At 39.5% G+C, this 25,351-nt stretch carries 21 protein-coding genes and 1 CRISPR repeat array (1 of these 22 running past the window's edge); of the genes, 15 read left to right on the top strand and 6 right to left on the bottom strand.

Going from position 1 to position 25,351, the window contains the following annotated elements; genetic code table 11:
• Window positions 1-13: 13 nt before the first annotated feature.
• Window positions 14-493: a DUF2124 domain-containing protein gene (locus tag F1737_RS08205; protein WP_317136102.1), complete on the bottom strand. Its 480-nt coding sequence runs from the start codon at window positions 491-493 to the stop codon at window positions 14-16.
• Between the two features lie 127 nt (window positions 494-620).
• On the opposite strand from F1737_RS08205, the gene F1737_RS08200 reads away from it, so the two are divergent.
• A complete protein-coding gene (locus tag F1737_RS08200; RefSeq protein ID WP_317136101.1) occupies window positions 621-2,156 on the top strand; it encodes a GAF domain-containing sensor histidine kinase in 1,536 nt (511 codons plus the stop codon).
• Window positions 2,157-2,188: 32 nt separating this feature from the next.
• Here F1737_RS08200 and F1737_RS08195 read toward each other — a convergent pair whose 3' ends face one another.
• Window positions 2,189-3,349: a cation:proton antiporter gene (locus tag F1737_RS08195; RefSeq protein WP_317136100.1), complete on the bottom strand. Its 1,161-nt coding sequence runs from the start codon at window positions 3,347-3,349 to the stop codon at window positions 2,189-2,191.
• Window positions 3,350-3,596: 247 nt separating this feature from the next.
• On the opposite strand from F1737_RS08195, the gene F1737_RS08190 reads away from it, so the two are divergent.
• Window positions 3,597-4,166, top strand: coding sequence for an archaellin/type IV pilin N-terminal domain-containing protein (locus tag F1737_RS08190; protein WP_317136099.1), 570 nt, complete (start codon window positions 3,597-3,599; stop codon window positions 4,164-4,166).
• 40 nt (window positions 4,167-4,206) lie between these two features.
• On the opposite strand, the gene F1737_RS08185 is transcribed toward F1737_RS08190, so the two are convergent.
• Window positions 4,207-4,869 carry a hypothetical protein gene (locus F1737_RS08185; protein ID WP_317136098.1) on the bottom strand — a complete coding sequence of 221 codons (663 nt, stop codon included), beginning with the start codon at window positions 4,867-4,869 and terminating at the stop codon, window positions 4,207-4,209.
• 189 nt (window positions 4,870-5,058) lie between these two features.
• Here F1737_RS08185 and F1737_RS08180 point away from each other — a divergent pair, with 189 nt between their 5' ends.
• From F1737_RS08180 to F1737_RS08155, 6 genes are all read left to right on the top strand, one after another.
• Window positions 5,059-6,066: an AI-2E family transporter gene (locus F1737_RS08180; RefSeq protein WP_317136097.1), complete on the top strand. Its 1,008-nt coding sequence runs from the start codon at window positions 5,059-5,061 to the stop codon at window positions 6,064-6,066.
• A 364-nt stretch (window positions 6,067-6,430) separates the two neighbouring features.
• Entirely contained in the window at window positions 6,431-6,610 is a 180-nt protein-coding gene (locus F1737_RS08175) for an MFS transporter permease (protein ID WP_317136096.1), read from the top strand.
• Between the two features lie 157 nt (window positions 6,611-6,767).
• Entirely contained in the window at window positions 6,768-9,338 is a 2,571-nt protein-coding gene (locus tag F1737_RS08170; protein WP_317136095.1) for a PAS domain S-box protein, read from the top strand.
• 266 nt (window positions 9,339-9,604) lie between these two features.
• Window positions 9,605-10,501 carry a pyridoxal 5'-phosphate synthase lyase subunit PdxS gene (gene pdxS, locus F1737_RS08165; RefSeq protein WP_317136094.1) on the top strand — a complete coding sequence of 299 codons (897 nt, stop codon included), beginning with the start codon at window positions 9,605-9,607 and terminating at the stop codon, window positions 10,499-10,501.
• Complete coding sequence (gene pdxT, locus F1737_RS08160) at window positions 10,491-11,081, top strand: pyridoxal 5'-phosphate synthase glutaminase subunit PdxT (protein WP_317136093.1); 591 nt, start codon at window positions 10,491-10,493, stop codon at window positions 11,079-11,081. The genes pdxS and pdxT overlap by 11 nt, the downstream gene beginning before the upstream one ends.
• 223 nt (window positions 11,082-11,304) lie before the next feature.
• Window positions 11,305-13,296: a PAS domain S-box protein gene (locus F1737_RS08155; protein ID WP_317136092.1), complete on the top strand. Its 1,992-nt coding sequence runs from the start codon at window positions 11,305-11,307 to the stop codon at window positions 13,294-13,296.
• Window positions 13,297-13,381: 85 nt separating this feature from the next.
• On the opposite strand, the gene F1737_RS08150 is transcribed toward F1737_RS08155, so the two are convergent.
• From F1737_RS08150 to F1737_RS08140, 3 genes are all read right to left on the bottom strand, one after another.
• Window positions 13,382-14,242 carry a hypothetical protein gene (locus F1737_RS08150; protein WP_317136091.1) on the bottom strand — a complete coding sequence of 287 codons (861 nt, stop codon included), beginning with the start codon at window positions 14,240-14,242 and terminating at the stop codon, window positions 13,382-13,384.
• Between the two features lie 171 nt (window positions 14,243-14,413).
• Window positions 14,414-14,644: a hypothetical protein gene (locus F1737_RS08145; protein WP_317136090.1), complete on the bottom strand. Its 231-nt coding sequence runs from the start codon at window positions 14,642-14,644 to the stop codon at window positions 14,414-14,416.
• Between the two features lie 9 nt (window positions 14,645-14,653).
• Entirely contained in the window at window positions 14,654-15,478 is an 825-nt protein-coding gene (locus tag F1737_RS08140) for a HAMP domain-containing protein (protein WP_317136089.1), read from the bottom strand.
• Between the two features lie 533 nt (window positions 15,479-16,011).
• Here F1737_RS08140 and cas3 point away from each other — a divergent pair.
• From cas3 to cas2, 7 genes are read left to right on the top strand one after another with little or no spacing between them, the layout of a single operon-like run.
• Complete coding sequence (gene cas3, locus F1737_RS08135) at window positions 16,012-18,216, top strand: CRISPR-associated helicase Cas3' (RefSeq protein WP_317136088.1); 2,205 nt, start codon at window positions 16,012-16,014, stop codon at window positions 18,214-18,216.
• A 16-nt stretch (window positions 18,217-18,232) separates the two neighbouring features.
• On the top strand, window positions 18,233-18,904 hold the full coding sequence (gene cas5c, locus F1737_RS08130) for a type I-C CRISPR-associated protein Cas5c (protein ID WP_317136087.1): 672 nt from the start codon (window positions 18,233-18,235) through the stop codon (window positions 18,902-18,904).
• A complete protein-coding gene (cas8c, locus tag F1737_RS08125; RefSeq protein ID WP_317136086.1) occupies window positions 18,877-20,775 on the top strand; it encodes a type I-C CRISPR-associated protein Cas8c/Csd1 in 1,899 nt (632 codons plus the stop codon). The genes cas5c and cas8c overlap by 28 nt, the downstream gene beginning before the upstream one ends.
• A 3-nt stretch (window positions 20,776-20,778) precedes the next feature.
• On the top strand, window positions 20,779-21,633 hold the full coding sequence (gene cas7c, locus F1737_RS08120; protein WP_317136085.1) for a type I-C CRISPR-associated protein Cas7/Csd2: 855 nt from the start codon (window positions 20,779-20,781) through the stop codon (window positions 21,631-21,633).
• Window positions 21,630-22,313 carry a CRISPR-associated protein Cas4 gene (gene cas4, locus F1737_RS08115; protein WP_317136084.1) on the top strand — a complete coding sequence of 228 codons (684 nt, stop codon included), beginning with the start codon at window positions 21,630-21,632 and terminating at the stop codon, window positions 22,311-22,313. The genes cas7c and cas4 overlap by 4 nt, the downstream gene beginning before the upstream one ends.
• 9 nt (window positions 22,314-22,322) lie before the next feature.
• Window positions 22,323-23,354, top strand: coding sequence for a type I-C CRISPR-associated endonuclease Cas1c (gene cas1c / locus F1737_RS08110; protein ID WP_317136083.1), 1,032 nt, complete (start codon window positions 22,323-22,325; stop codon window positions 23,352-23,354).
• A gap of 10 nt (window positions 23,355-23,364) precedes the next feature.
• Window positions 23,365-23,655, top strand: coding sequence for a CRISPR-associated endonuclease Cas2 (gene cas2 / locus F1737_RS08105; RefSeq protein WP_317136082.1), 291 nt, complete (start codon window positions 23,365-23,367; stop codon window positions 23,653-23,655).
• Window positions 23,656-23,974: 319 nt separating this feature from the next.
• Window positions 23,975-25,351: direct repeats of the CRISPR family, unit length 32 nt; unit sequence GTCACACCCTTCACGGGTGTGTGGATTGAAAT (it continues 1,244 nt past the right edge of the window).

Below are 25,351 nucleotides of genomic sequence, written 5' to 3'. Positions count from 1 at the left end.
ATTCCACATCCTTTTATCTGAATATTTTAACCGGATCAATTTCTGCATCAATTAATAGATCAAAATTTAATTTTTCAAGCCATCCTGTCTTTTCAAACATGCTCATGAAACATATTCCGATCACTTTTGAGTCGTATTTTGATATGGTATCCGCCGCATCTTCTGCTGATACCGGTACATTTGGCATTGAAAGGCCGCCCATTAAGACAACAGCAAAAGGATTGTTGATCTTTGTATCGTTATCCGCCTGTATTCCAACCCCCTGTACATTTGAAAGGCTTTTTGCATTATCCTCGTCAAGAAGCGGTACAAAAACCGGTTTTAAGGGCAAGTCCCTGACAGCATACGATAAAAGCTCAACAAAAGGAGTGCATGTCCCCGGGCATCCGTAAAAGACTATCTGACTCCCGTCAGCAAGACCTGCTGAACTTAAGTACTGTTTAAATGGTCTAAGCATCCCCGGTATTCCTGATAATTTCTCAATTTCTTTCATATTCTATTCTCTCCGGCGGTGATATACAAAAACCATTCGATTATGACATTTATCAGACCTTTTCTGTGATTTAACCTGACTGATAAGAAGATGTTTTATTGTGAAAAGCAATATAAGGGTGTACCCTATGCCTGATTACATACCTGACCATGAAAATCTGAAAAAATTTCTTGATGATATGGATCTGCCATATATTATTGCTGACGCTGATCACAGAATTGTTTGTGCAGGAAAAGAGGTATCTTTGATAACAGGGGGAGGCATGGATTTATTTGAAGGTAATTCCCTTTATTCTCCCGATGTGGGCATTTTTGATAAAAATGAAATCAAACCTGTTATTGACAATCTTATTTATGACGAGGAATCCTTTTCATCCCGGGTTCTCTGCCGTTTTCAAAGCATTGACGGCTTAAAATACATATCTGCCGACCTCCGTAAAATTCCCGGAAAGAACTTTTCAGAAAAGATGATTATGATAACGCTAAGGGATGATACGGAAAGAAATGAGGCAATATTGGATATAAGAACCCTAAACCGCAAGCTTCACATAATCAACCAGATTATGAACGCCTCAGTGTCTGCAAAAACACCTTCTGATGCACTTAATAATGTTGTATCAAAGACGGTTGAGTTAATGGAGTTTGATGCCGGAGCATTGTACTGCATTGATAAAAATAATAAAAAAGCAGATCTGACCTCATATTACGGGCTTTATCAGTTGTATTTCCCGAAAGTTCTGACTCCGGATATCTGCCGGCCGCCTCATAATGAGGTATTCCTGAATAAAAAGCCGTGTTACCTTGAAGAGTATCTTGGCGTTCCACACGAAGAGGGGGAAATGGGGGTGTTTTCTGTTGCATCCGTACCTGTAACTGTTGATGGTAAAGTTATTGGTTCATTAAATATTGCAACAAGCAGTTTCCATAAATTTTCACCTGAGGAAAAAGAAACGCTTGAAGCTATTGGGCAGCATACAGGCGGCATAATCCGGTCAGCGTATTTGCAGGAGGATTTAATCCGGGCAAATGAAAATGCAAACCTGTACCTTGACATAATGATGCATGATATCAGCAATGCAAACATGATTAGCATGGGTTATGCCGAACTTCTCAGTGATGTGGGTGGAGAAACCTCGGAAAATTCCAGAAAAGCAATATGCGGGATAGAAAAAAGCATTGATATAATCAATAATGTTTCAATAATAAGGAAGTGCAGGGATGACCTGCCTGAATTAAAAAGCCTCAGTGTCGATGAAGTAATCGGCAGGGAAATGTCTCATCTGCCTGATGCTGATTTTGATTATACCTCCTGCGGTTTCAGGGTTCTTGCCGATGAACTGTTAAACGAGGTTTTTGCTAATCTTTTTGGAAACAGTGTGAAGTTTGGCGGGTCTGATGTCAAAATATATGTTGACTGCAAAGACTGCGGGGATTATCTGAGAGTATCAGTTGCTGATGACGGGCCGGGGATTTTCGATGAACAAAAACCAGTTGTCTTTGAGAGATTTTCCAAAGGGAAGCTCAATAAAAGTGGTAAGGGGCTTGGACTGTGCATTGTAAAAATGGTTCTTGAAAGGTACGGAAGCGATATTTTTGTAACAGACAGAATTGAAGGTGATTTCAGTTCCGGTGCAAAGTTTGTATTTGATCTTAAAAAATTATGATTTTGGTTTTTTATTTATCCATGGTTTTAATTTCAGAATTCAGCTTCACATGCAAGGGCCTCTTTTTTATAAAGCCAGTTTCGAAAGACAATTGGTGTAAATATTGTCGTTATAAGGCTCATCATAATGATTGAGACGAATATATCCTGTCCTATAAGTGCCATATTTAGTCCCATTAAGGCGACTATCATTGCAACCTCACCTCGTGGTGACATCCCCAGTCCTATTGCCAGTGAGTCTTTTTTGCTATACCCAAGTAAAATTGCCGGAATACTGCATCCCACAACTTTTGTAAGAATTGCAACTGTTGTCAGGACAATGAGGAATACAAGTCCTCCTGTTGTCATTACTGAAACGTCAACCAGTATACCGAGTGAGACAAAGAATATGGATGCAAAAATGATGTACAGATACTCTGCCCCCTCCTCAATATCCCTGCTGTGAGTGAGGTCGACTCCGTTTATTGAAACCCCTGCAATAAATGCACCTATTATTGCTGAAATGCCGAAATATTCTGAGAGTGTGGCATAGAGGAATGCAATCATTACGGCAAATATAAAGACAAACTCGGGGTGTTTCCTTGCCAGTCTCGTCCTGTCTATCTTCTCAATCCACCTGGATATGAAGATTATGCCAAAAGCTCCGGCAATTACCAAAAATCCAATCTGCTTTGCTATTGTAAGGGCAATCCCTGTGAATGAAAAAGCACCCGATGCAAGATCCGCTGTAATTGAAAGAGCAAGAAGGCTTAACACATCGTCGATAACTGCAGCGCCAATAATTGCCTTTGCGGCATCGGTGTTTAAAAGGCACATCTCGCGGAGGACATTGGCAGTTATGGCAATGCTTGTTGCGGTAAGGGCCGTTCCAATAAAAAGGGAGGTTGTGAAGTCAAAATCGAATAAAACCGCCAGCAGATATCCGCCTATCCAGGGAACGATCACACCTGAGATTCCCAGAATTCCAAATTTAATATTGCTGAGTTCTTTTAAGCTGAACTCAAACCCTATTACAAACATCAGGATTACGGCACCAAGTCCTGCAATACTCCTGACAAAGTCCGTATACGTTATCAGCCCTAAGAAACTCGGACCGAAAAGAAGTCCTATCAGGATCTCTCCCACGACAGCTGACTGATTAATCCTTGATGCAAGAAGGTACCCTCCGAGTGCTATGAAAAGAAGAAGGCTCATCTGAAATTCAACGGGTGGGAATATGCCTGTGCTCATCTTTTTCTATTAATGATGCAACTTATATTTGAGTGTTTTTTGTATTTGTACTAAAAAACCGGCTGATAAAATAAGCGGATTGCGATATTTTTATTGCTTTTTGGATATATGTCTATGATAACCTGAGAGATCTGCAACCTCTGAATTTAAAATAGCATAATTTTTTTATGATTTTTAAATTAGGCAGATGGTATTTAGATCAGTGATTTTTATGAAAAGAGATGAAGCATTTACCGGTCTTGAGGCGGCACTTGTTCTTCTTGCCTTTATTGTAGTTGCATCTGTATTTTCATATGTAATTCTCGGGGCAGGTTATTTTTCAATCCAGAAATCACAGAGTGTAATTTATAGTGCTGTTGAGCAGAGTTCTTCTTCTTTTATGATAGAAGGGGATGTTTACGGGTTAAAAAATTCCACGTCCGGAAATATCGATAAAATCAGGTTGTCTATAAGAAGTCCCTATTCGGTTGTTCCGCTTGATCTAAATAATATGAATATCATTTTGATGAAAAAGGACAGCATCACAAAAATAAAACGGTCCAGTCCGGTTTTATCGGAAACATATCCTGCTCCGGGTTACTGGAGTGTCATAAAAAAAGACGAAGAATCCTCATCTCTTTCGATGGGTGAATCTGCAACGATAGTAATCAGTCTTACAGAGGATCTTGAGCTTAAAAGCAATGAAAACTTCAAGATTGATCTGCTCCCATCACTTGGTGCGTCAGTTTCGTTATCAGGAAGTGTTCCGGATAACATTCATGATACGAACATTTTATACTAAAATTGAGATCAAAAAAAATTTTGTTATTTATTTTTAATCTTTAAATATACTGGTACAGTGCAATCAGACCGAATATAACAGACATTATCAGTGAAACAACTGCAACATTTGCCGAACCGTCATTTTTCTGGTAGATGCGGTTTAGTTCATTGTCCCTTGCCAGAACAAGTCTTGAGAGCTCTTTTAGTTTATCATTGACATGTTCTCTGTCATCGCGTTTTATTGACACTGTTATGTCGTTTAAAATATTTCTCTCAAGAGGAGGGAGATCCGAATAAGGCATCTGAACATCGTTTTGTGATATAATCAGATCGAGGGTTTTTTTCCATTCCTGGATCTCGGCTTCTGTTGTTGAATCAGGGATTATTTTATTGTCTTTTGAGATAAGTGCGAGCATATATTCACGCAGATATCTTGAAAGGCCATAGCGGTAGTTTATGTCCTCTTCACTGAGTCCCGGGGTTGCCTTATAAATGTTTAGTATGTCTTCGAGACATTTTATGGATTCAAGCTGAAATCCTTCTGTGAGGCTTTTGAAAAACTTTATTCTAAACTTTTTTTCCTGTCTTATGTCGTCTCTTTCCCTGGTCTGTCCTGTTCTTCTCTTTTTTATTGATGTAATTGCAATCAGCATAATTGCAATGTATATCACGATTATCCCCGCAAGAACTATTTGCGGTGGAATTGATGCCAGATTAACCATTATATACTCCTTTAATACTCTCTGTTTACAATAAATATAATTATATTCAATTGTTTCCGGATTTCTCAATAAAAGTTGCTTTGAATTTTTGTTTGACGGTTATTTTATCAATTGTTTTTTTATTATTTTTGCACAGCAATCTTTTTACCTGTTTGAGCTGTTAAAACTCAATAATATGGGGGGAGGAAGTTGGAAAAATGGGAGATATTTTCTTTTGGAGTTGTTCTGATCATATTTGCAGCTGCATTGATTGCCTTTTGGGAGTTTGCCGCAATCTTTGTTGTTGCAGTTGCTCTTGCAGCTGTTTTGATGCCTGCACAAAGGTATCTTGAAGAGTATATGAAACCTGCATTTTCCTCACTACTGATAACATGTATTTCGGCTTTTCTGATAATTATGGCAATTTATGTCTCGTCAATTGTTCTTTATAGCAATCTGGATTATTTAAAAGAAATGCTCGTGTCGATAACTTCCTGGTTTGGTGATGCGTATCTTTCTACCAGTGGCAGCGGATATTTTAATCCCCTGCCATTCATCTCGGATTTTACTTCTGCCATTATATTGTGGGTAAAGGAGACAACCCTCGAATTTCTGGTTATCCTGCCGCTTATTGCAATAAAAGTTATGATTCTGTTTCTTGCAGTGTTTTTGCTTCTTGAATTCGGAGATGATTTGTCAGGTCAGATCAGAGAACTGATTCCTGAAAAGAGCAGGGATGATATTGAGATACTGGACCGGGGGGTTATGGACATGCTGTATGCCCTATTCAATGTTCATGTTGTAATCGCTGTAATTGTATTTTTCCTGTCTTTTCCGGTTTTCTATGTACTGGGATACGGGCATATTTTCTTTTATGCTGTTTTATCAGGTATACTGGCACTGATACCTGTATTCGGACCTGTTTTTCTAATTGCGTTTCTTGTGGTATATTCTGTTTCAATATCGGATATAAGAGGTCTTTTGATAGTTCTGATTCTGGGCTGGCCACTATTGTGTGCAATTCCCGACTGGTGGATGCGGCCGTTTTTAATGGGGAAAAGGGCAAGTGTGAATTCTGTCCTGATGTTTATTGCTTTCTTTGGAGGAATTGCGGTTATGGGCATTTTCGGGTTTATAATGGGGCCTGTTTTTGTAGCTCTTATTATCGGCGGATATAAAATAATCAGGAATAATTATGGTTTAGCCGGGGCTGAATAATGATCTTTTTGTTACCTGTTCAATCAGCGAACGAACATATGGATTTGCTTATAATATGAAAACAGCCTGATCTCTGATAATATTTTTTTAGTTTTTTGTATTTTGGTATGCCCGGAGTTAATCTTCAGGATTTTAGGGGTCAAAATGGTTGAATTGTTGACCCGAATAAGATATATTTCATAATCTTAAATATAATGAAATATATGACGCCTTTATGGAATGCTTTTTTAAAAGACTAAATTCTCCGTGTAATTTATTAAAACTTATAAAACCAAAATGATTTAATAATATTCAGCCGATTTTTTATTGACAGAGCTTTGTAATTATTTTTTGCACAGCTGCTTCACAAATTCAGGTGGTATTTATGGACTGGTTAGGAACTATTGCCCTGCTTATCGGGGTATTGCTTATCATTCTTGGAGTAGGAATGACTTTTTCTGTTGAACTGATTACTGTAATTGTTGAAAAATTCCTCGGCGTTATCGCAATAATATTCGGATTAATACTTGCAATCGGCGGGGCGATGATTATAAGGGAAGAATAATCCGGAAAATACTGCTGAAGTATCCTCAGCATTTTTCCTTTTATTTGTTTATTTTATCCGTATGAATAAAATTATATATATTACAATGATCTGAAAAACAGGGTTAATTTATCTTTATACCACGCTGAAAGGTCCCGGTTTAAGGGGGAAATATGAATTGATAAAAATTCTGCATGTCGATGACGAGCCTGCGCTTTTGGAAATCACAAGGATATTTCTGGAAAAAGAGAGCGAATACAGTGTAAAAAATGCAAATTCTGCTATTGAAGGTATTTCTTTACTGAAATCAGAACCTTTTGATGCCATAATTTCTGATTTTGAAATGCCCGGAATGAACGGTATTGAATTTTTAAAAGAAATCCGGGCTCTCGGGTTTAGTACCCCTTTTATTATCTTCAGCGGAAGGGGCAGAGAGGATGTTTTAATTGAGGCGATAAATAACGGTGCCGACTTTTATCTTCAGAAGGGAGGTAAACCAAAAGCACAGTTCGCCGAGATGAAGAATATGATTGTACAGGCTGTTAAGAGAAAACAGGCTGAAAAAGCATTGCGGGAAAGTGAGGAGAGATACAGGGCGGTTGTTGAAAGCCAGACTGAATTTGTGTGCAGGTTTGCTCCATCAGGGATTATCAATTTTGCAAATGAGGCATTTTGCCGCAATTATAATGTTGAGTCTTCTTCGATAATCGGCAGAAGTCTTAAAACAAAAATTCCGAGGTCTGACAGGAAAAGGCTTGAAGTAAATCTGCGTCTGCTAAGACCTAACAATCCTGTACTGGATATTGAACACAGGGTTATAATGCCTGATGGTGAAGTCCGCTGGCAGCACTGGATTGACAGGGCGATATTTGATGAAAACGGAAATATTGTTGAATATCAGGCTGTCGGGAGAGATACAACCATTCAAAAGAGGATGCAGAAATCCTTAAAGGAAGAGATCAATTATGTGCAGGCGTTAATGAACACGATCGCCGCACCTGTTTTTTTCAGAGATACAAAAGGAGTTTATTACGACTGCAACCTTGCCTTTGAGGAATTTGTCGGTTATTCAAGGGATGAGATAATCGGCAAAAACATCTATGATTTCTTTGAAAAGGATCTGGCTGATGTATATGCAAAAAAAGATGAAGAGATTGTTAAAAATCCTCATGTCCAACGGTATGAATTCTGTGCCAATAATTCAAAAGGCGAGAAAAAGGATGTTATATTTTCAAAGACTGCAAGGTTTGCAGAAGACGGGACTGTCAGTGGTATTGTCGGGATTATAATTGATATAAGTGACCGGAAAAAGATTGAGAACAATTTAATCAAAGAAGTAAATTTTGTACAGGCACTAAAAGATACTATCCCTGCCCCTGTTTTTTACAGGGACAGATACGGAATATATTACGACTGCAATGTTGCATTTGAAGAGCTTGTCGGTCTTTCAAAGGACGAGATAATCGGCAAAAATATCCATGACTTCTTTGAAAAAGATCTTGCAGATGTTTATACAAAGAAGGATCTTGAAATAATTAATAATCCGCATCTTCAGCAGTATGAATATACAATCAATAATGCAAAAGGGGAGAGAATAGATGTTCTCTTCTCAAAAACCGCTCTTTTTGGTGCCGACGGAAATGTTCTTGGAATTGTCGGTGTAATCCTTGACATAAGCAACAGGAAAAAGATGGAGGAGGCTTTACGGAAAAACGAAGAGAAGTTCCGCACTCTTGCCGATTATACATATGATCTTGAATCATGGATTGGGCCTGATAAAAATATTGTATATATCTCCCCGTCGTGCGAGAGGATAACCGGATTCAAACCGGATGAATTCACAAAAAATGGCATTCGGGTTATTAAAAATCTAATCCATCCTGATGATCTGGAGTCTTTTATAAGGCACTATGAATCTTTTTCAGAGGAGATGACCGATGTTGTTCACTTTGATTTCAGGATCATAAGGCCTGACGACGGGAAACTGAAGTGGCTAAGCCACTACTGCCAGCCTGTTTATGACAGTTCCGGGAAGTGGCTTGGAAGGCGTGAGACATGCCGTGACATAACACTTAGAAAGGAGTATGAGGATAAGGTTTCAGAAGTAAATGAAAAATTAAATCTTTTGTCAAGTGTCACCCGGCATGATGTACTGAATCAGGTGACAGCACTTCTCGGATATTTTGAACTGTCAAGAGAGATGGCGGCGGACAATCCTCAGGCTGCCATGATGGTTGGCAAGATGGAGGTTATTGCAAGCACCATACAGCATCAGATAACTTTTACGAAAGATTATCAGGAGATTGGGGTTCATTCACCGGCATGGCAGAATTTGTCTGAGACTGTGTGGTACTCTGCCTATATGGTTAGTCAGGGAGATGTCCTGGTAGATGTCAGTATTGATGAAAAAATAGAAATTTATGCGGATCCGCTTTTGAACAAGGTCTTTTATAACTTTATTGACAATTCCATCCGGCATGGCGGCGAAAAACTCAGTCAAATAAATATATTTTCAGAGATGTCTGACGATCTGCTTAAGATAATATATACCGATGACGGCCAGGGAATTTCCTGTCATGACAAGGACAAGATTCTTCTCAAAGGATTCGGCAAGAATACCGGTTACGGGTTGTTTTTAACCAGCAATGTTCTTGCAATGACTGGAATGAATATCAATGAATGCGGAGTACCCGGAGAGGGTGTGAGGTTTGAAATTACTGTTCCCGGGGGAATGTACAGAATAAAATAAGACTTAAGGTAAAGATCTTTAATCATAATTTTTTGTATTTGTGATTTGAATATTTTAGAGACTGTAAAATTTTTATGTCATGACCGTTTTGCATAAAATTGGAAGAGGTTATTTTTATAGATTGTTTCATATGCATCATTTCGCGTTTTTTTCAAAAATACTGTCATATTCCCTGTATTTGATGTAAATCAAATTAAAATTTGAATTATCCTGTTATTTTTTTTGAATTGCTGGTTTTATTGCTTATCAGGATAAATTACTAAGACATGAATTTCGAAGAACTCAGACACGGAACTGAACTTATAAAGAGAGGTTTTGCATCCATGCAGAAAGGCGGTGTAATCATGGATGTTGTAAACGCAGAACAGGCTGTTATTGCCGAGTCAGCAGGTGCTGTTGCTGTAATGGCTCTTGAGCGTGTACCTGCAGATATCAGAAAGGCAGGCGGCGTTGCAAGGATGGCTGATGTTGCAAAGGTAGAAGAGATTATTGATGCTGTTTCAATTCCTGTTATGGGGAAGGCAAGGATCGGTCATTTTGTTGAGGCTCAGGTTTTAGAGGCTGTCGGTGTTGATATGATAGACGAGAGTGAGGTTTTAACTCCGGCAGATGAGCAGTATCATATTGATAAGACACAGTTCACTGTTCCTTTCGTATGTGGTGCAAGAAATCTCGGAGAGGCATGCAGACGTATCAATGAAGGAGCTGCCATGATCAGAACAAAGGGTGAGGCAGGAACAGGAAATGTTGTCGAGGCTGTCCGCCACATGAGATCAATTACCGGTGAGATCAGACTTCTGAAAGGAATGGACGAGCAGGAAGTTGCAGCGTATGCAAGAAAGATTGAAGCACCGGTTGATATTGTCCTTGAGTGTGCGAAGATGGGACGTCTTCCTGTTGTAAATTTCTCTGCGGGAGGTATTGCAACACCTTCAGATGCAGCGATGATGATGCAGCTTGGATGTGACGGTGTTTTCGTCGGGTCGGGAATTTTTAAGTCTTCAAATCCTGAGGTTATGGCTCTTGCAATTGTAGAGGCTGTAAACAACTTCAATGATGCTTCAGTGATTGCAAAGGTCAGCAAAAATCTTGGAGAGGCAATGCCCGGTCTTGATGTACACGGTTTAAAGGAAGAAGAGGTGCTCTCGACCCGTGGGAATTAAAATAGGTGTTCTGGCGCTTCAGGGTGATGTTTCCGAACACATCCTGGCGTTTGAGAGGGCTCTTTTGTCGGCTGGACTAAAAACGGCAGATTCATCAGTTTTTGAACTTAGAAACTCTGATGAAATCCCCGTTTGTGATGCAATTGCTATACCCGGAGGTGAGTCGACCACCATATCACGCCTTATTGATAAGAACGGCATGAGGGACGCCCTTGTAAATTTCAAAGGGGGCTTTTTTGCAACCTGTGCCGGTATGGTAATTCTTTCATCAGAAGCTGATGACAAAAGGGTAAAACCCTTAGGTATTATTGATATTTCGGTTGACAGAAATGCGTTTGGAAGACAGCGTGATTCCTTTCAGATGCCTCTTGAGATAAGGGGGCTTTCTGCTCCTTATGATGCAGTTTTTATAAGGGCGCCGGTTGCAGTATCTGCCGGGAAAGATGTTTTTGTTCTTTGTAAATTAGATTCCGGGATAGTTGCTCTGACACAGGGAAAACATATGGTTTTGTCCTTTCATCCCGAACTTACCGGGGATACGAGGCTTCACGAGTTGTTTTTGAAGAATCTTGTGGAATAAGCTGAGGATCTAATCTAATAATAATTTTTAATTTCTTTTTTGTTCTGACGATATATTTTTAGATTTGTGGGCAGATGTTGTTTATTCAATATCTCGTCATTAATTTGAATATAATTTCTAAATAAATTATTTGTGGAATAAATTTTTGATCATATTGTTGATTTTGGAAATTTTATTTCAAATATATTTTTATCATATGTAAGAATATATACAAACATATCATTTGGGGGGGAGTGTTGTTAGTCTGAAAAAATACGTTCCTGTTGTTTTATTCACGGGATCTGATGATCCTTTTTTTAGCTCTGCCAGAAATTATCTTGAGAATATTTATGGCATATATTCAGATTCAGCTTACTGTTCCCCTGACATTATTGCCGACAAAACGGAGTCCGTTTATGATGCCATTATATTCGGATATGAAAAGGGCGGGAATTATGATCCCGGGTTTGTAAAGAAAATACGCCAAAACGGGTTCTTTGCTCCTGTTATTTTATTTTCAAAAAGTGGCGGGAAGGATATTTTAAACGAAGCCGTCAAAAGTGGAGCTGATTTTTTTATTCAGGGAGGCTGTGATGAAGAAGGGATGTATGCACAACTTTATTTCAGCATAAAAAAATCCATTGAGATCGAAACGGCCAAAAAAGAGGATTCTGAAAGGTTTGTTTTTGATGAATCCGGTGATGAGGTTCCTGTTTTGAAAACGGTCTGTAAACCGGAATTAAACCGAAATAATTGCCTTCCTGAGAGTTTTACAGGTATGGCTGAGATTAATGAGGCAGAAAAATCCTTAAAGGAGAGTGAAATGCTCTTCACGTCTGTTTTTAAATATGTTCCTATTGGTATGAACCTGACAAATGAAGAGGGCCGGTTCATCAGCGTAAATGACGAAATCTGCAGGATTCTTGGAATGAGTTCAGAAGAGCTGATTATGAAAAATTTCGTTGACATAACCCATCCTGATGATATGAGTGCTGATGTTGAATTATATAATAAACTGATTTCAGGAAAGATCAATAATTATTCATTAAAAAAGCGTTATATTCACAAAGATGGTTCTGATGTCTGGGTGAATATTTCGGTATTTGCAATAAGGGAAGGAGATAAAAAACCAAAGTATATCGTGGCGATGGTTGAAAACCTGACCAAACAAAAGATTGCCGAAGAAAAACTGTTTGAAAGGGAGATTAAGTACAGTGAGATATTCAATCAGTCGGCACAGGCAATAGTTATTTTCGATGAAAATGGCAATATTTTTGAAAGTAATGATAGAATAAAACAGTTATTCGGAACCGAATATTGCGACATCATTAATGAATCAGGTTTATTTTCTGATCCTAACATTCCTGCGAATATTAAAATGGCAATAAGAGAGGGTGTTGCGTTATCCTCTGAGATAAAGTATAATTTTGATCTTTTAAAAGAAGTATGGGGGTTTACTTCTGAAAAAAAAGGAACAATTGATCTTGATGTCAGACTTATTCCCATATCAAGAAACGGTAAAATAATATGTTTTATTCTAATAATCAATGATATATCTGATATAAAAAATTCACAGGATGCTCTTTTTCGTGCAAATAATAAACTCAAAATTCTCTCCGGCATTACAAGGCATGATATATTGAATCAGATTACTGCTATTAAACTGTATAATGAACTTATTCTTGAACAAATTAAGGATAATTCAAAAGCATGTCAGGTCTTAAATAAAATCGATAAATGCACTGATATGATTCGTGCCCAGATAAACTTCACAAAAAATTATGAAAATCTCGGATTGGAGTCTCCTTCCTGGCAGGATCTGAATAATTGTGTCAGGCAGGCATCTTTGGGTGTCTTGGCTGAAGGGATCACATTCAGGAACTGTTGCGATGATTATCTGGTGTTTGCCGACCCGATGCTCCTGCTTGTTTTTTCAAATCTTTTTGACAACAGCATAAGACACGGGGTTGACATTAATTCAATCGGGGTTTCTTTTAAAGAGTCGGGAGATAACGGATTAATTATTTTTGAAGATGACGGTGCAGGGATTTCTGATTGTATTAAGGAAAAGATTTTTCTGAAAGGGTTTGGTTCAAATACAGGCTACGGACTATTTCTAATAAGGGAAATTCTGGCAATAAACGGGTTTTTAATTGTCGAAACCGGTACTAAAGGTGTCGGTGCCAGGTTTGAAATAACGGTTCCGCCGGGTAAATGGCGTTTAAATAAAAAATAATTCTGAATTTAAAAAATATTTATTATCAGGGCCATTTTTAATTTTTTAGGGATATTCTTCCTGATTTTTAATAATCAGGTGATATTTACCACCGGTCGATCCGGTTTTGTCCAAGTGTTCTGTAAATTTTCTTTTGTTGTGTTTTTTTATTCTCCCATTCTGAGAGGTTTGTCTGGTCATATGGGACAACTTCGTTTGTCATTCTTATCAAAAGCCCGTGTTTTTTTGAAAAAGAATTTAGTGCTGCTGTTGTGTCTGCCCAGGTGATAACAGGGATTTGTTCATCAAAGCCGCGAAGGAACTGATAATACAGAGGTTTTTCAGGTGTGCTCTCCGGGTGCTCTCCGAATATGAGTGCATGTTTATGCCCTGTGAAAAGTTCGATTAGTGCGGGTTTTTGTTCTGTTCCCGGTTTTTCAAGATTTTCTTTTGTTGTGTACTGGATTATGGGACTTGGAAGGGCTTTTTCTTTATTGAGTTTGAAAAATAGTTTTCCTCCTTTTTTACCGGATATAAGGGGGCATTTTTGAAATAATTCTTCATCTGCAAGAAAAGCCAGATCGTCTGTGTCAATGTCGATGCAGGCAATAGTAAGTCCGTCTTTTGTCGGATAGTTCATATCAAGGGATACGCTGATCTGCCCTGCTGTGAAGCTTTTGGTATAGGGCCGGTTCCAGTAATTTTCAATAATCTCAAGCCTTTTTTGAGAGGGGATATGAAAAGAATCGCGAACCGTTTTTCCAAAGAAGCGTCTGTCAAAATTTCTTAAAAGTTCCCTTTCACCAGGGGGATTTTCGCCGTAAACCCCTTTTACTGAAATAATTCCGAGCGGGGCTTTTGATTTGGGGCGGCAGGGAACTGGTATAACCCCGTTATTTCTGCACCATGAAACAACGTCACCTGCTGTTTTTGGCTGTTTCCCTGTCATTGATATTTTTTCGGGCATAAACAATCCTGATGAATAAAATTGAATCCTAATGCTATACGGATTTTTGAATATCTGTTTTTCAGGTATTAATCAGTTTCATCCGGTGGAAAAGTTCTGGTAAAAAAGATTCAGGATTTTTAAAAATCTGAAGGGGTTTTATGTATTTTAATTAAAAAAATTAAGCAGGATTTAATGGAGATTCTCAACTTTCCTTGCCATTTCTTCTGCTTTTCCTTTGTCTATAATAAGGCCTCCGGAAACCTTCAACCAGTATGCAAGATCTTTGAGGTGTTTTCTTTCGATATCCTTAAAGGCCAGACCATCCATGTGATATTTTGTCTGTCTTTCAAGGAATCTTTCTGCTGCCGGTCCAAGGTAAAAAGTTACCTCTTTTAAAACCTTATCTGAGATAAGTGACACACAACCACCTTATTGTTTGTCCTCATCTTCCGGGTCCATCATCATTATCTTAAGGCTGGCAACCATTCTGCCGAAAGATTCTGCAAGAAGCCCAATCTCATCATTTCTTTTTATATCAATATTTACGCCTGTATCACCCATGCTGATTTTATTGGCTGTAGCGTTTAGTGTGTGAATATCTCTTATCATGGATCTTGCAAACATCGCAATAAATCCGCCTGCGATAAGGACTGAAATTAATATAATTATGTAGATGATGTTTCCGATAAAGTTCTGTCTGTCAATAACTTTCTGACTGTCCATATCTATTCCGACAATACCAACTGTTTCACCTTTAGAATTGAGAACAGGTGCATATCCTGAAATTACAACTCCCCATTCATCATATGTGAATTCTTTTTCAGAGACTGGTTTGTCAAACCCGATGAACATCTCTTTTGAGGGTGTTTCGTAAATCTCATTGATGCCGGAAGTGTCATCATCGAAAATTCCGTATTCAGCATCCACAACATAGGCGACTTTGTCACCTATTTTTCTCATAGTATAGACGTAGAGTATTTCATCACTTGATTCCTGAATTTTGTAGAGCTGATCTCGTAATTTTATAAATTCAGGGCTGTTTTCATCTCCCTCTTTTAGTGTGGATAACAGGTCGCCGTCGATCTGTGTTGCAATAACACTTGCAAGTGATGTGAGTTCATCCTGTGTTGTGTCTTTGAGTGCGGTTTTTGTTTCACCGTATGTGTAAAAAAAGCTCATTCCTGAGATTACAACTATCAGGATCAGAAAACTGACTGTGAGCTTTGTCATTATACTGTTATACCATTTTACCATAATTATCACAGTTGAATAAAATGTTTATGTAATTTTTTTAATTAAAAATGATTGATTGTAATTTAATATAATCCAAATCAAATTAACTAGGTCATATATATATTAAGATTTAAGAGAATTATTCATTGTGAGAATTTTTTTAAGGCTGAATATTTTTAACAGATTTGATTAATTATTTTCCGTGGATTTAGTATTTTATAATTTAAAATAGGAATATATAAATAAAAATCCTGTGTAATCACTCTTCGTTAGAGAAGAGAGAAAGTGCTTTGATTTGTTTATGTACTGATGAATCGGTAACATAGTCTCTTCGTGGTTTGTATAATTTTAAACCAGAATTTAATAATTTCAATTGTGGGGATTGAAATAAGGGGATAATAATTCAACAGGCAAATATAATCGTGATTTGCCCTTTGCATATGAGATATGGATATAATCGTTGTTTCTCGTTAATTGCCGGAGAATCTATGCTATGAATCCTTGTTTTTCCTTTTGACTCATTCCTCATAGTAATACAAAAGTTGTGGTATCAGATGTACTATGCACATACTACGGAAAATGCGAATAAAAGCGACTGGCAGACTCTAAAGGATCACCTCGAAAGTGTGGCACAGATTTCATCAGGATTTGCAGATGACTTTGGTTCAGGCAGGATTGCCTACGCAGGAGGACTCCTGCATGATATTGGAAAATATTCCGGGGAATTTCAAAACCGGCTTGAAGGGAGGAGAATAAGAGTTGATCATTCAACAGCAGGGGCAGTTGAGGCAAAGGGTCTTTATAATCCTTCATTAAGCAGGATTCTTGAATATATTATTGCGGGACATCACGGAGGTATCCTCAATTACGGAACCCCTGAAAGCGGTCTTGAATGCAGGATCAAAAACGCCGTCCTTCATGACTATTCCGCATACAAATATGAGGTTGAACCCCCTGATTTGAATTCTTTCAATCCAACGCTGGTATGTTCCCCTACAAAACCCGGGTTTACAATCTCATTTTATATCCGGATGCTATACTCCTGCCTTGTTGATGCGGATTCACTTGATACCGAGAGGTTTGCAAATCCTGAAAAATCAGCTTTAAGGGGGAAATATGAATCCTTTGAATCTCTTTTTGAAAAGTTTGAAAACCGGATGAGAGATATTTCATTGTCATGTGAGGATACGCCCGTAAACCAAAGCAGAAATGAGATTTATCAGGAGTGCAGAAGAAAGGCAGAACTTAAGCCCGGCATTTTTACGCTGAGTGTTCCGACCGGCGGCGGGAAAACCCTCTCATCAATGGCTTTTGCTCTATTGCATCTTAAAAAGTACGACCTTAAGAGAATTTTTTACGTAATTCCCTATACAAGCATCATCGAGCAGAATGCCAAAGTTTTCAGGGAAATATTCGGAAGCGGAAATGTCCTCGAACATCACAGCAATTATGATCCGGGAAAAGAGGGTTTTGAGGATGTCGGGGATTTTAATCAGGAGGATATGCTGAAACTATCATCTGAAAACTGGGATATGCCTGTTGTTGTGACAACCAATGTTCAGTTCTTTGAGTCTCTTTTTTCAAACAAAAGATCAAGGTGTCGAAAAATTCACAATCTTTCAGGGAGTGTTATCATTCTTGACGAGGCACAGATGCTTCCGACAAAATACCTAAAACCCTGCCTTTCTGCTTTATCGGAACTTGTCAGAAATTACGGATCGACGGTTGTTATCTGCACTGCAACGCAGCCGAAGATTGGGGATTTTCTGGATGAGGATATACAGCCGGTTGAGATTATGGAATCGCCAAAAGAGCTTTATGAGCATTTCAGGCGTGTTCATGTCAATAACCTTGGAGATATTTCTGATGAAGAGTTATCAGAGAGAATAACCGGCCATCATCAGGCTCTATGCGTTGTAAACACCAGAAAGCATGCCAGACTTCTTTATCAAAGAATAACTGAATCGGAAATATCTAAAGATGATGGCAGCTGTTTTCACCTGAGTGCAGGAATGTGTCCTGTGCACAGAAGAGAACAGCTTGAAAAAATTCGTTCTCTTTTAAAGGAAGGCAAACCGTGCAGGGTTATTTCGACACAGTTAATAGAGGCCGGTGTTGACGTCGATTTTCCTTTTGTTTACAGGGCCCGGACAGGCATCGATTCTATTGCACAGGCCGCAGGAAGATGCAACCGTGAAGGCAAAAGGGATTTAGGGGAGATTTTTGTATTCAGATCAACTGAGGATTACGGAAAAGCGACAAGCTGGCAGAGCAGAACGGCTGAGATTGGTGAGATGATATTCAGAGAGTTTGAAGATCCGCTATCGCCTGAAGCTGTCAGTGAATATTTCAAAAAATTATATTTTAATGAAGGAGATGAAGGGCTTGACAAAAAGAAGATACTGCTATCCCTTGAAAAAAGGGTAGGTGAATGTGCATTTCCATTTGGAGATGTCAGTGATGATTTCAGAATAATTGACGAAAACACGAAGGATATTATTATTCCTTTTGATGACAGCGCAAGAAAAGCAATCAAAGAGATCCAAAAGATTGGTTTTCCTGAAAATTATGGACGAAAACTTCAGGGATATAGTGTTTCGGTTTATCCGCATGAGTTTAAGGCTTTGAATGAATCAAATGCCCTGGAACTTATTGCAGACAGGTACTATATTCTTACATCTGAGTCCCTTTATTCAGAAAAAACCGGTCTGTTGAGGATTTCTTCCGATGAATTCAACGGAGCGCTTTTGATAGCTTAAAGGAGGTGAATTAGCATTGGGTTATGGAATTAAACTAAAAGTATGGGGCGATTACGCCTGTTTTACACGGCCTGAGATGAAAGTCGAACGGGTGAGTTATGATGTAATGACTCCTTCGGCTGCAAGGGGCATTTTGGAGGCAATTTACTGGAAGCCTGCAATCTCTTGGAAGATTGACAAGATTCATGTGCTGAATAAAATCAGCTTTGACAATATCAGGAGAAACGAGGTTCTTGGGAAAATTCCGGCGAACAAGGTCAAAAATGCAATTAAAGGCGGGGATGTTTCCCTTTATCAGGATTCAAATGATGACAGAGTTCAGCGTGCATCGCTTGTTTTACGTGATGTCTGCTACTGCATTGAGGCACATTTTGAAATGACTGATAAGGCAGGTCCTGATGATACCGAAAAGAAGCACTACAATATTGCTCTTCGGAGAATGAAGAGAGGTCAGTGCTTTCATCAGCCGTATTTCGGCTGCCGTGAGTTTCCTGTCTCATTTGAATTTATTGAAGGTGATGTTCCTGATTCCTATTATTCCGGTGAAAAAGGTGGTGAGAAGGATCTTGGGTTTATGCTGCATGACATAGACTTTGAAGATGAGAACAAAGCTGTATTTTTCAGGGCAAGTATGACTGACGGGGAGATTGATGTGAACAAATGTCTCTGTTACGGAGGTCTGTCGTGATAATTGAGTCTTTATGCCGGTATTATGATATTCTGGCGAATGATGAGAGTGTCTCTATTTCACGTCCCGGTTACAGCAGTGCAAAGGTTTCATTTAATCTTATAATTTCAGGTGAAGGCGAGCTTTTAAACATCATTGATCTGCGATCAGATGATAAAAAGCCCAGACCGCGGATGATGGATGTCCCGCAGCAGAATTCCCGTGCAAACAGTGTTACCCCTTATTTCCTGTGTGAAAATGCAAAGTATGTCTTTGGTGTTGAGAAGGTAAAAAGAGCAGATTATGAGAAGAAATATCTGTATAAAGGCGGCTGTGTTCTTTTAGAGGATGGTGAAAAAGAGGTTGTTTTAACTCATCCACGTTCGCTTGAATGTTTTGAGGAGTTTAAGAAACTTCATCACAGTCTGCTTGATGTTGTAAATAATCCGGCTGCAAAAGGACTCCTTTTGTTTCTTGATAACTGGAATCCTGAAGATTTCGTTAAAAATCCAAAGATTGACCAGTACAAGGATGATATCCTTGCCGGCGGAAATTTTGTTTTCCAGTATGAAAGGGATGATGATTATTTGCACAACAGTTCTGATGCCAGGAGGAGCTGGGAAAAGTATAATTCTGTCGGTTCTTCAAAGGGTGCCATTGTCGGGCAGTGCCTTGTGACCGGTGAGAGTGGTCCGGTTGCAAGACTGCATCAGAAAATAAAGGGCGTTGCCAATGCACAGTCAGCAGGTGCTTCGATTGTAAGCTTCAATAATGATGCATTTTATTCTTATGGGAAGGATCAGAGCTATAATGCCCCTGTTGGCGAATTGGCGATGTTTAAGTACACAACAGTTCTTAACCATCTGCTTTTGTCGATGGACAACAGGATTAGAATTGGGGATACAACAACGGTTTTCTGGGCGGAAACGAGTGATAAGACCTGTGAAAATCTTGCAAATTTCTTCTTAAACCCCCGTGATGCATCTAAGGATAATAAAGAGAATGCAGATGAAAATCAGAGAGTTAAGGATGAAAAAACCCTTCAGATTGCTAATGATGTTCTGAAAAAGATTAGCAGAGGTCACAAAATAAACAGTGATGACATAAAAACAGATCGGGATACCAGATTCTACATCCTTGGTCTGTCTCCGAATAATGCAAGAATTGCTGTCCGTTTTTGGTATATGGATAGTTTTGGAAACTTCATTGAGAGGGTTTCACGTCATTATCTGGATATGGAAATTGTCAGGGGTGATTTTGATTTCAGGTATATTTCCGTACGGAATCTTTTGAGGGAAACAGTGCCTGAGAGTTCTGACAAGGGAGAAGTTTCCCCCCTTCTCGGCGGTCTTATGATGAATTCCATTCTTAACGGGACTGCCTATCCGGCTCAGATGTACAACGCAATTTTAAGTCGTGTAAAGGTTGAGAGGTCGATTAATTATGTTCGTGCCGGTTTTATCAAGGCTTATCTTTTTAGGCTTTCGAGATCCGGTCTGAGCAGTTTAGATGAGAGTCTGATTACCATGAGTTTAAATGAAGAGAGTCAAAATGTGCCGTATCGTCTTGGAAGACTTTTTGCTGTGCTTGAAAAGGTGCAGGGTGAGACAAACAAGGATATGGGTAGTACTATAAACAGCAAATATTTCAGCAGCGCATCGTCCACACCAGCGGTAGTTTTCCCTGTTTTGCTAAAACTTGCACAGCATCATATTGCAAAGTCAGAATGGGGCTTTGTGTCAAATAAGTCCATAGAGGAAATTTTGTCTGAAGTAAATGAGTTCCCTGAGTATCTGAATCTTGAAGGACAGGGTATGTTTATGCTTGGATATTATCATCAGCGTAAGAATTTTTACAAGAAGAAAGAGAGCAGTTCAATAAAGGAGGAGTAAATTATGAGTGAAATTATTAAGAATCGTTATGAGTTTGTATTGTTGTTTGATGTTGAGAACGGAAACCCCAACGGTGATCCCGATATGGGCAATATGCCAAGAATTGATCCGCAGACAGGCTGTGGTATTGTTACCGATGTCTGCCTTAAAAGAAAGATTAGGGATTATGTTGATCTTGTAAGAGAGGATGTTCCCGGCTATGAAATTTATGTGAAGTCAGGTGCTGTTCTAAATCAGCAGCACCAGAAAGCGTATGATAATCTCGGCATTAAAAAGGATTCAAAGAAGCCAAAAGATAGTGATCTTACGAAGTTTATGTGCCAGAATTTCTTTGATATCCGTGCATTCGGGGCTGTTATGACAACAGAGGTCAACTGCGGTCAGGTAAGAGGGCCTGTTCAGATCAATTTTTCAAGAAGCCTTGATCCCGTTTTTCAGCAGGAGATAACGGTTACCCGTTGTGCTGTTACAAAGGACAAGGATGCCGAGAAAGGTCAGACGATGGGAAAGAAGCAGATTATACCATACGGTCTTTACCGTGCCGAGGGTTATATTTCTGCAAATCTTGCCAGAAAGACAACCGGATTTACAGAGGATGATCTTGAGCTTTTGTGGGACAGTCTTGTAAATATGTTTGAGCATGACCACTCGGCTGCAAGGGGAAAGATGTCTGCAAGGAAACTGATAGTCTTTAAGCATGAGAGTGAACTTGGATGCTGTCAGTCGCATGTTCTCTTTGACAAGGTAAAAGTTGAGCGTGTTTCAGGCGATCTTCCGCCACGCTCGTTTGGTGACTATGATGTCACTGTTTTAAAGGATGAGATTCCTTCCGGGGTTACTCTGATTGAAAAATTATGACCGGAAAAAGCTATGCCGATGACGAGCTTTTGTCGTTGTCAGGCATACAGCATTTTTATTTTTGCAAACGGCAGTGGGCCTTAATTCATGTTGAGCGCCAGTGGGAGGATAATCTGAGGACAACAGAGGGTCATTTCCTGCATGAGCGTGTCGATGATCCCTTCTTTTTTGAGAGCAGGGGTGATGTTTTCATATCAAGGGCTTTTCCTCTGGTATCACATAGTCTTGGCCTTTTCGGGATTGCGGATGTTGTTGAGTATATCCGAACAAAGGACGGTATTTCAGTCCCCGGGTATGAAGGGCTCTGGACGATGAGGCCTGTTGAATACAAGCGGGGGAAACCAAAAACCGACGAGCGTGACGAGGTTCAGCTTTGTGCACAGGCAATGTGCCTTGAGGAGATGTTCGGAGTCAGGATAGAATCGGCTGACTTCTATTATCATGAGATCAGAAGAAGGGTTCATCTGAATCTGGATGATTCCCTTTGGAGTCTTGTTTCATCCCTTGCAGATGAGATGCATGAGATTTTTGATAAGGGGGTTACGCCGCCTGCGGAGAAGTCAAAAAAATGCAGCGCCTGCTCTCTTGAAAATGTGTGCATGCCGAAAATTACAATTAAGAAAACATCTGTTGCAGGTTATGTCAAAAGGCATGTGGATGATGCCTGCAAGGGTGATTAGGGGTTTTTTATGAGGAAACTACTGAATACGCTTTATGTGACCACACCTGAGTCTTATCTTTTAAAGGACGGGGAAAACGTGGTTGTAAGGGTTGATGGTGAGGACAGGTTCAGGATTCCTGTTCATAATCTTGAGGGGATTGTCTGTTTTGGGTATATGGGTGCAAGTCCGCAGCTGATGCGGCTTTGTACTGATAATAATGTCGGGCTGTCTTTTTTGTCTCCGTCCGGCAGGTTTCAGGCAAGAGTCAGTGGGAAGGTTAAGGGGAATGTACATTTGAGGCGGACCCAGTACCGGATAGCTGATGATATTGGTGATTCCCTGAATATTGCAAAGTGTTTTATGAAGGGCAAGGTTGTCAATTGCAGGACTGTTCTTGGGCGTGGCGTTCGCGATCACGGTGATGTTATTGACTGTGACAAAGTCAGGTATGCCGACAGTCTTATTATCGGGAATCTTTTGAAGGTTGATGACTGCATCAATCCTGATGCCCTCCGGGGGATTGAGGGAAACTGTGCAAAATTTTATTTTTCAGCTCTTGATGAGCTTATTTTAAAGCAGAAGGATGATTTTTTTATCAGTGAACGCAACAGGAGACCTCCTCTGGATAATATGAATGCTCTGCTTTCTTTTTTGTATACTCTTCTTGCACATGATGTTGAGTCTGCTCTTGAGAGTGTGGGCCTTGATCCTTATGTCGGGTTTTTCCATACCGACAGGCCTGGAAGGGCGAGTCTTGCACTTGATATGATGGAGGAGTTAAGGCCGTTTCTGGCTGACAGGCTTGCTTTAAGTATGGTAAATCTGAGGCAGATTAGCGGTAATGATTTTCTAAAGAAGGAGAACGGCGGCGTTATTATGACAGATGACGGGAAAAAGGAGGTTCTTGGTGCATGGCAGAAGAGGAAGCAGGATAAAATTGTCCATCCGTATTTAAAGGAGAAGATCTCTGTCGGTCTTGTTCCTTATGTTCAGGCGATGCTGATGGCCCGTTTTTTGCGTGGGGATATTGACGGTTATCCGCCATTTTTCATGAACTGAGGTTTTTATTATGATGGTTCTGGTTACATATGATGTAAGTACTGAGTCTGAGGGCGGTAAGAGGAGACTTCGTAAGGTTGCAAAGGAGTGTGTGAACTATGGTCAGAGGGTTCAGAATTCCGTTTTTGAATGCCTTTTGGATCCTGCCCAGTTTGCAAAGCTTAAACACTCCCTTTGCGGTATAATTGATGAGGAGAAGGACAGTCTGAGGTTTTATTATCTTGGCAAGAACTGGAAGAACAGGGTCGAGCATTTTGGTGCAAAGGAGGGTTATGATCCTGAGGGTATTTTGATTACATGATTTTTTGCGAACCCTAAGCTCACATGTTTTTCCGGGGAGGTTCGCGGAGAAAATTAAAGATCAGTATAATAATCTTTCCATTTTTCCAGGTGTTTTGCAGGTGATTTCTGTGATATTAAAAGTAAAAAAAAGTAAAAATATTTTTTAAATAACCATTTTTATTAATTCTATATTTATTATATAGTGCGGCAGATGTATTTTTATGCCGTTTTGTTTTAGAAAGAAATATTATAATGGCTGTTTATATTAGATGATGTAATCATTTTCATCCATGTTCTCCTGTTTCAGGAGATTATGTTATTGAACTGATTAGTTTAGAGTCACACCCTTCACGGGTGTGTGGATTGAAATAAACTATATAATTGAAGATTTTGAAATAGAACCCGTCACACCCTTCACGGGTGTGTGGATTGAAATACGAAAAATCATTTAAGGCATTAGTAGATCTACCTGTCACACCCTTCACGGGTGTGTGGATTGAAATACGGATAAATGCATCAGTTGGATAGAAGAATGCAGTCACACCCTTCACGGGTGTGTGGATTGAAATCTTCGGTCGCCTTCGTAGGGTACATATTTGTTTTGTCACACCCTTCACGGGTGTGTGGATTGAAATATCGGTTATTTGGACAAATACGTTTGGAGCGCCTAGTCACACCCTTCACGGGTGTGTGGATTGAAATTTTGTTGTCTATAGGTAAGTTGTTTTCATAATCGTCACACCCTTCACGGGTGTGTGGATTGAAATCTACGAAACGGGATCTTAAGTCCCGCGCCTTTGGTCACACCCTTCACGGGTGTGTGGATTGAAATCAAGAAATGTTGTAATAAAAAACATTTTCATATAGTCACACCCTTCACGGGTGTGTGGATTGAAATTTTTGGTAATTTTATTGTTTTGTCCAGATAACATAGTCACACCCTTCACGGGTGTGTGGATTGAAATCAGACGCTCAGGAGAAACGGCCAGGCACAGGCAGGTCACACCCTTCACGGGTGTGTGGATTGAAATCAAAATTTGTTGATGATTCGCAAAAATTAAAAGATGTCACACCCTTCACGGGTGTGTGGATTGAAATTTAAACTGTTCGTCATTTATGGCGGCCAGAACTTCGTCACACCCTTCACGGGTGTGTGGATTGAAATTTATGCACCTTGGCATCAGATGCCGACATGCCGGCGTCACACCCTTCACGGGTGTGTGGATTGAAATACGGCGTATTTTACAGCGAATGGCAGGGAAAATTAAGTCACACCCTTCACGGGTGTGTGGATTGAAATAATTAGAATCCCGTTAAAAATATTTTCTAAAATGTCACACCCTTCACGGGTGTGTGGATTGAAATTAAAATGGAAATTAAGCGTAAGGAGCTAAAGCGCTCGTCACACCCTTCACGGGTGTGTGGATTGAAATATCCAGCACACCGGATGTATGGTATCATTAGATGGTCACACCCTTCACGGGTGTGTGGATTGAAATTTATTGCGTTCCTGCTTCCTGTTGCTTTCGATGCTTGTCACACCCTTCACGGGTGTGTGGATTGAAATGATGTAAATGTTTTATCGTATAAAAAGCCTGTAGGTCACACCCTTCACGGGTGTGTGGATTGAAATAATCTCGGCGGAAGGGGGGCAATAACAAGTGCTGGTCACACCCTTCACGGGTGTGTGGATTGAAATAATAATTAATTCTTTT

The organism is Methanoplanus sp. FWC-SCC4 (genome assembly GCF_032878975.1).
GTDB lineage: Archaea > Halobacteriota > Methanomicrobia > Methanomicrobiales > Methanomicrobiaceae > Methanochimaera > Methanochimaera problematica.
This window is presented reverse-complemented; position numbering and strand designations above follow the sequence as displayed.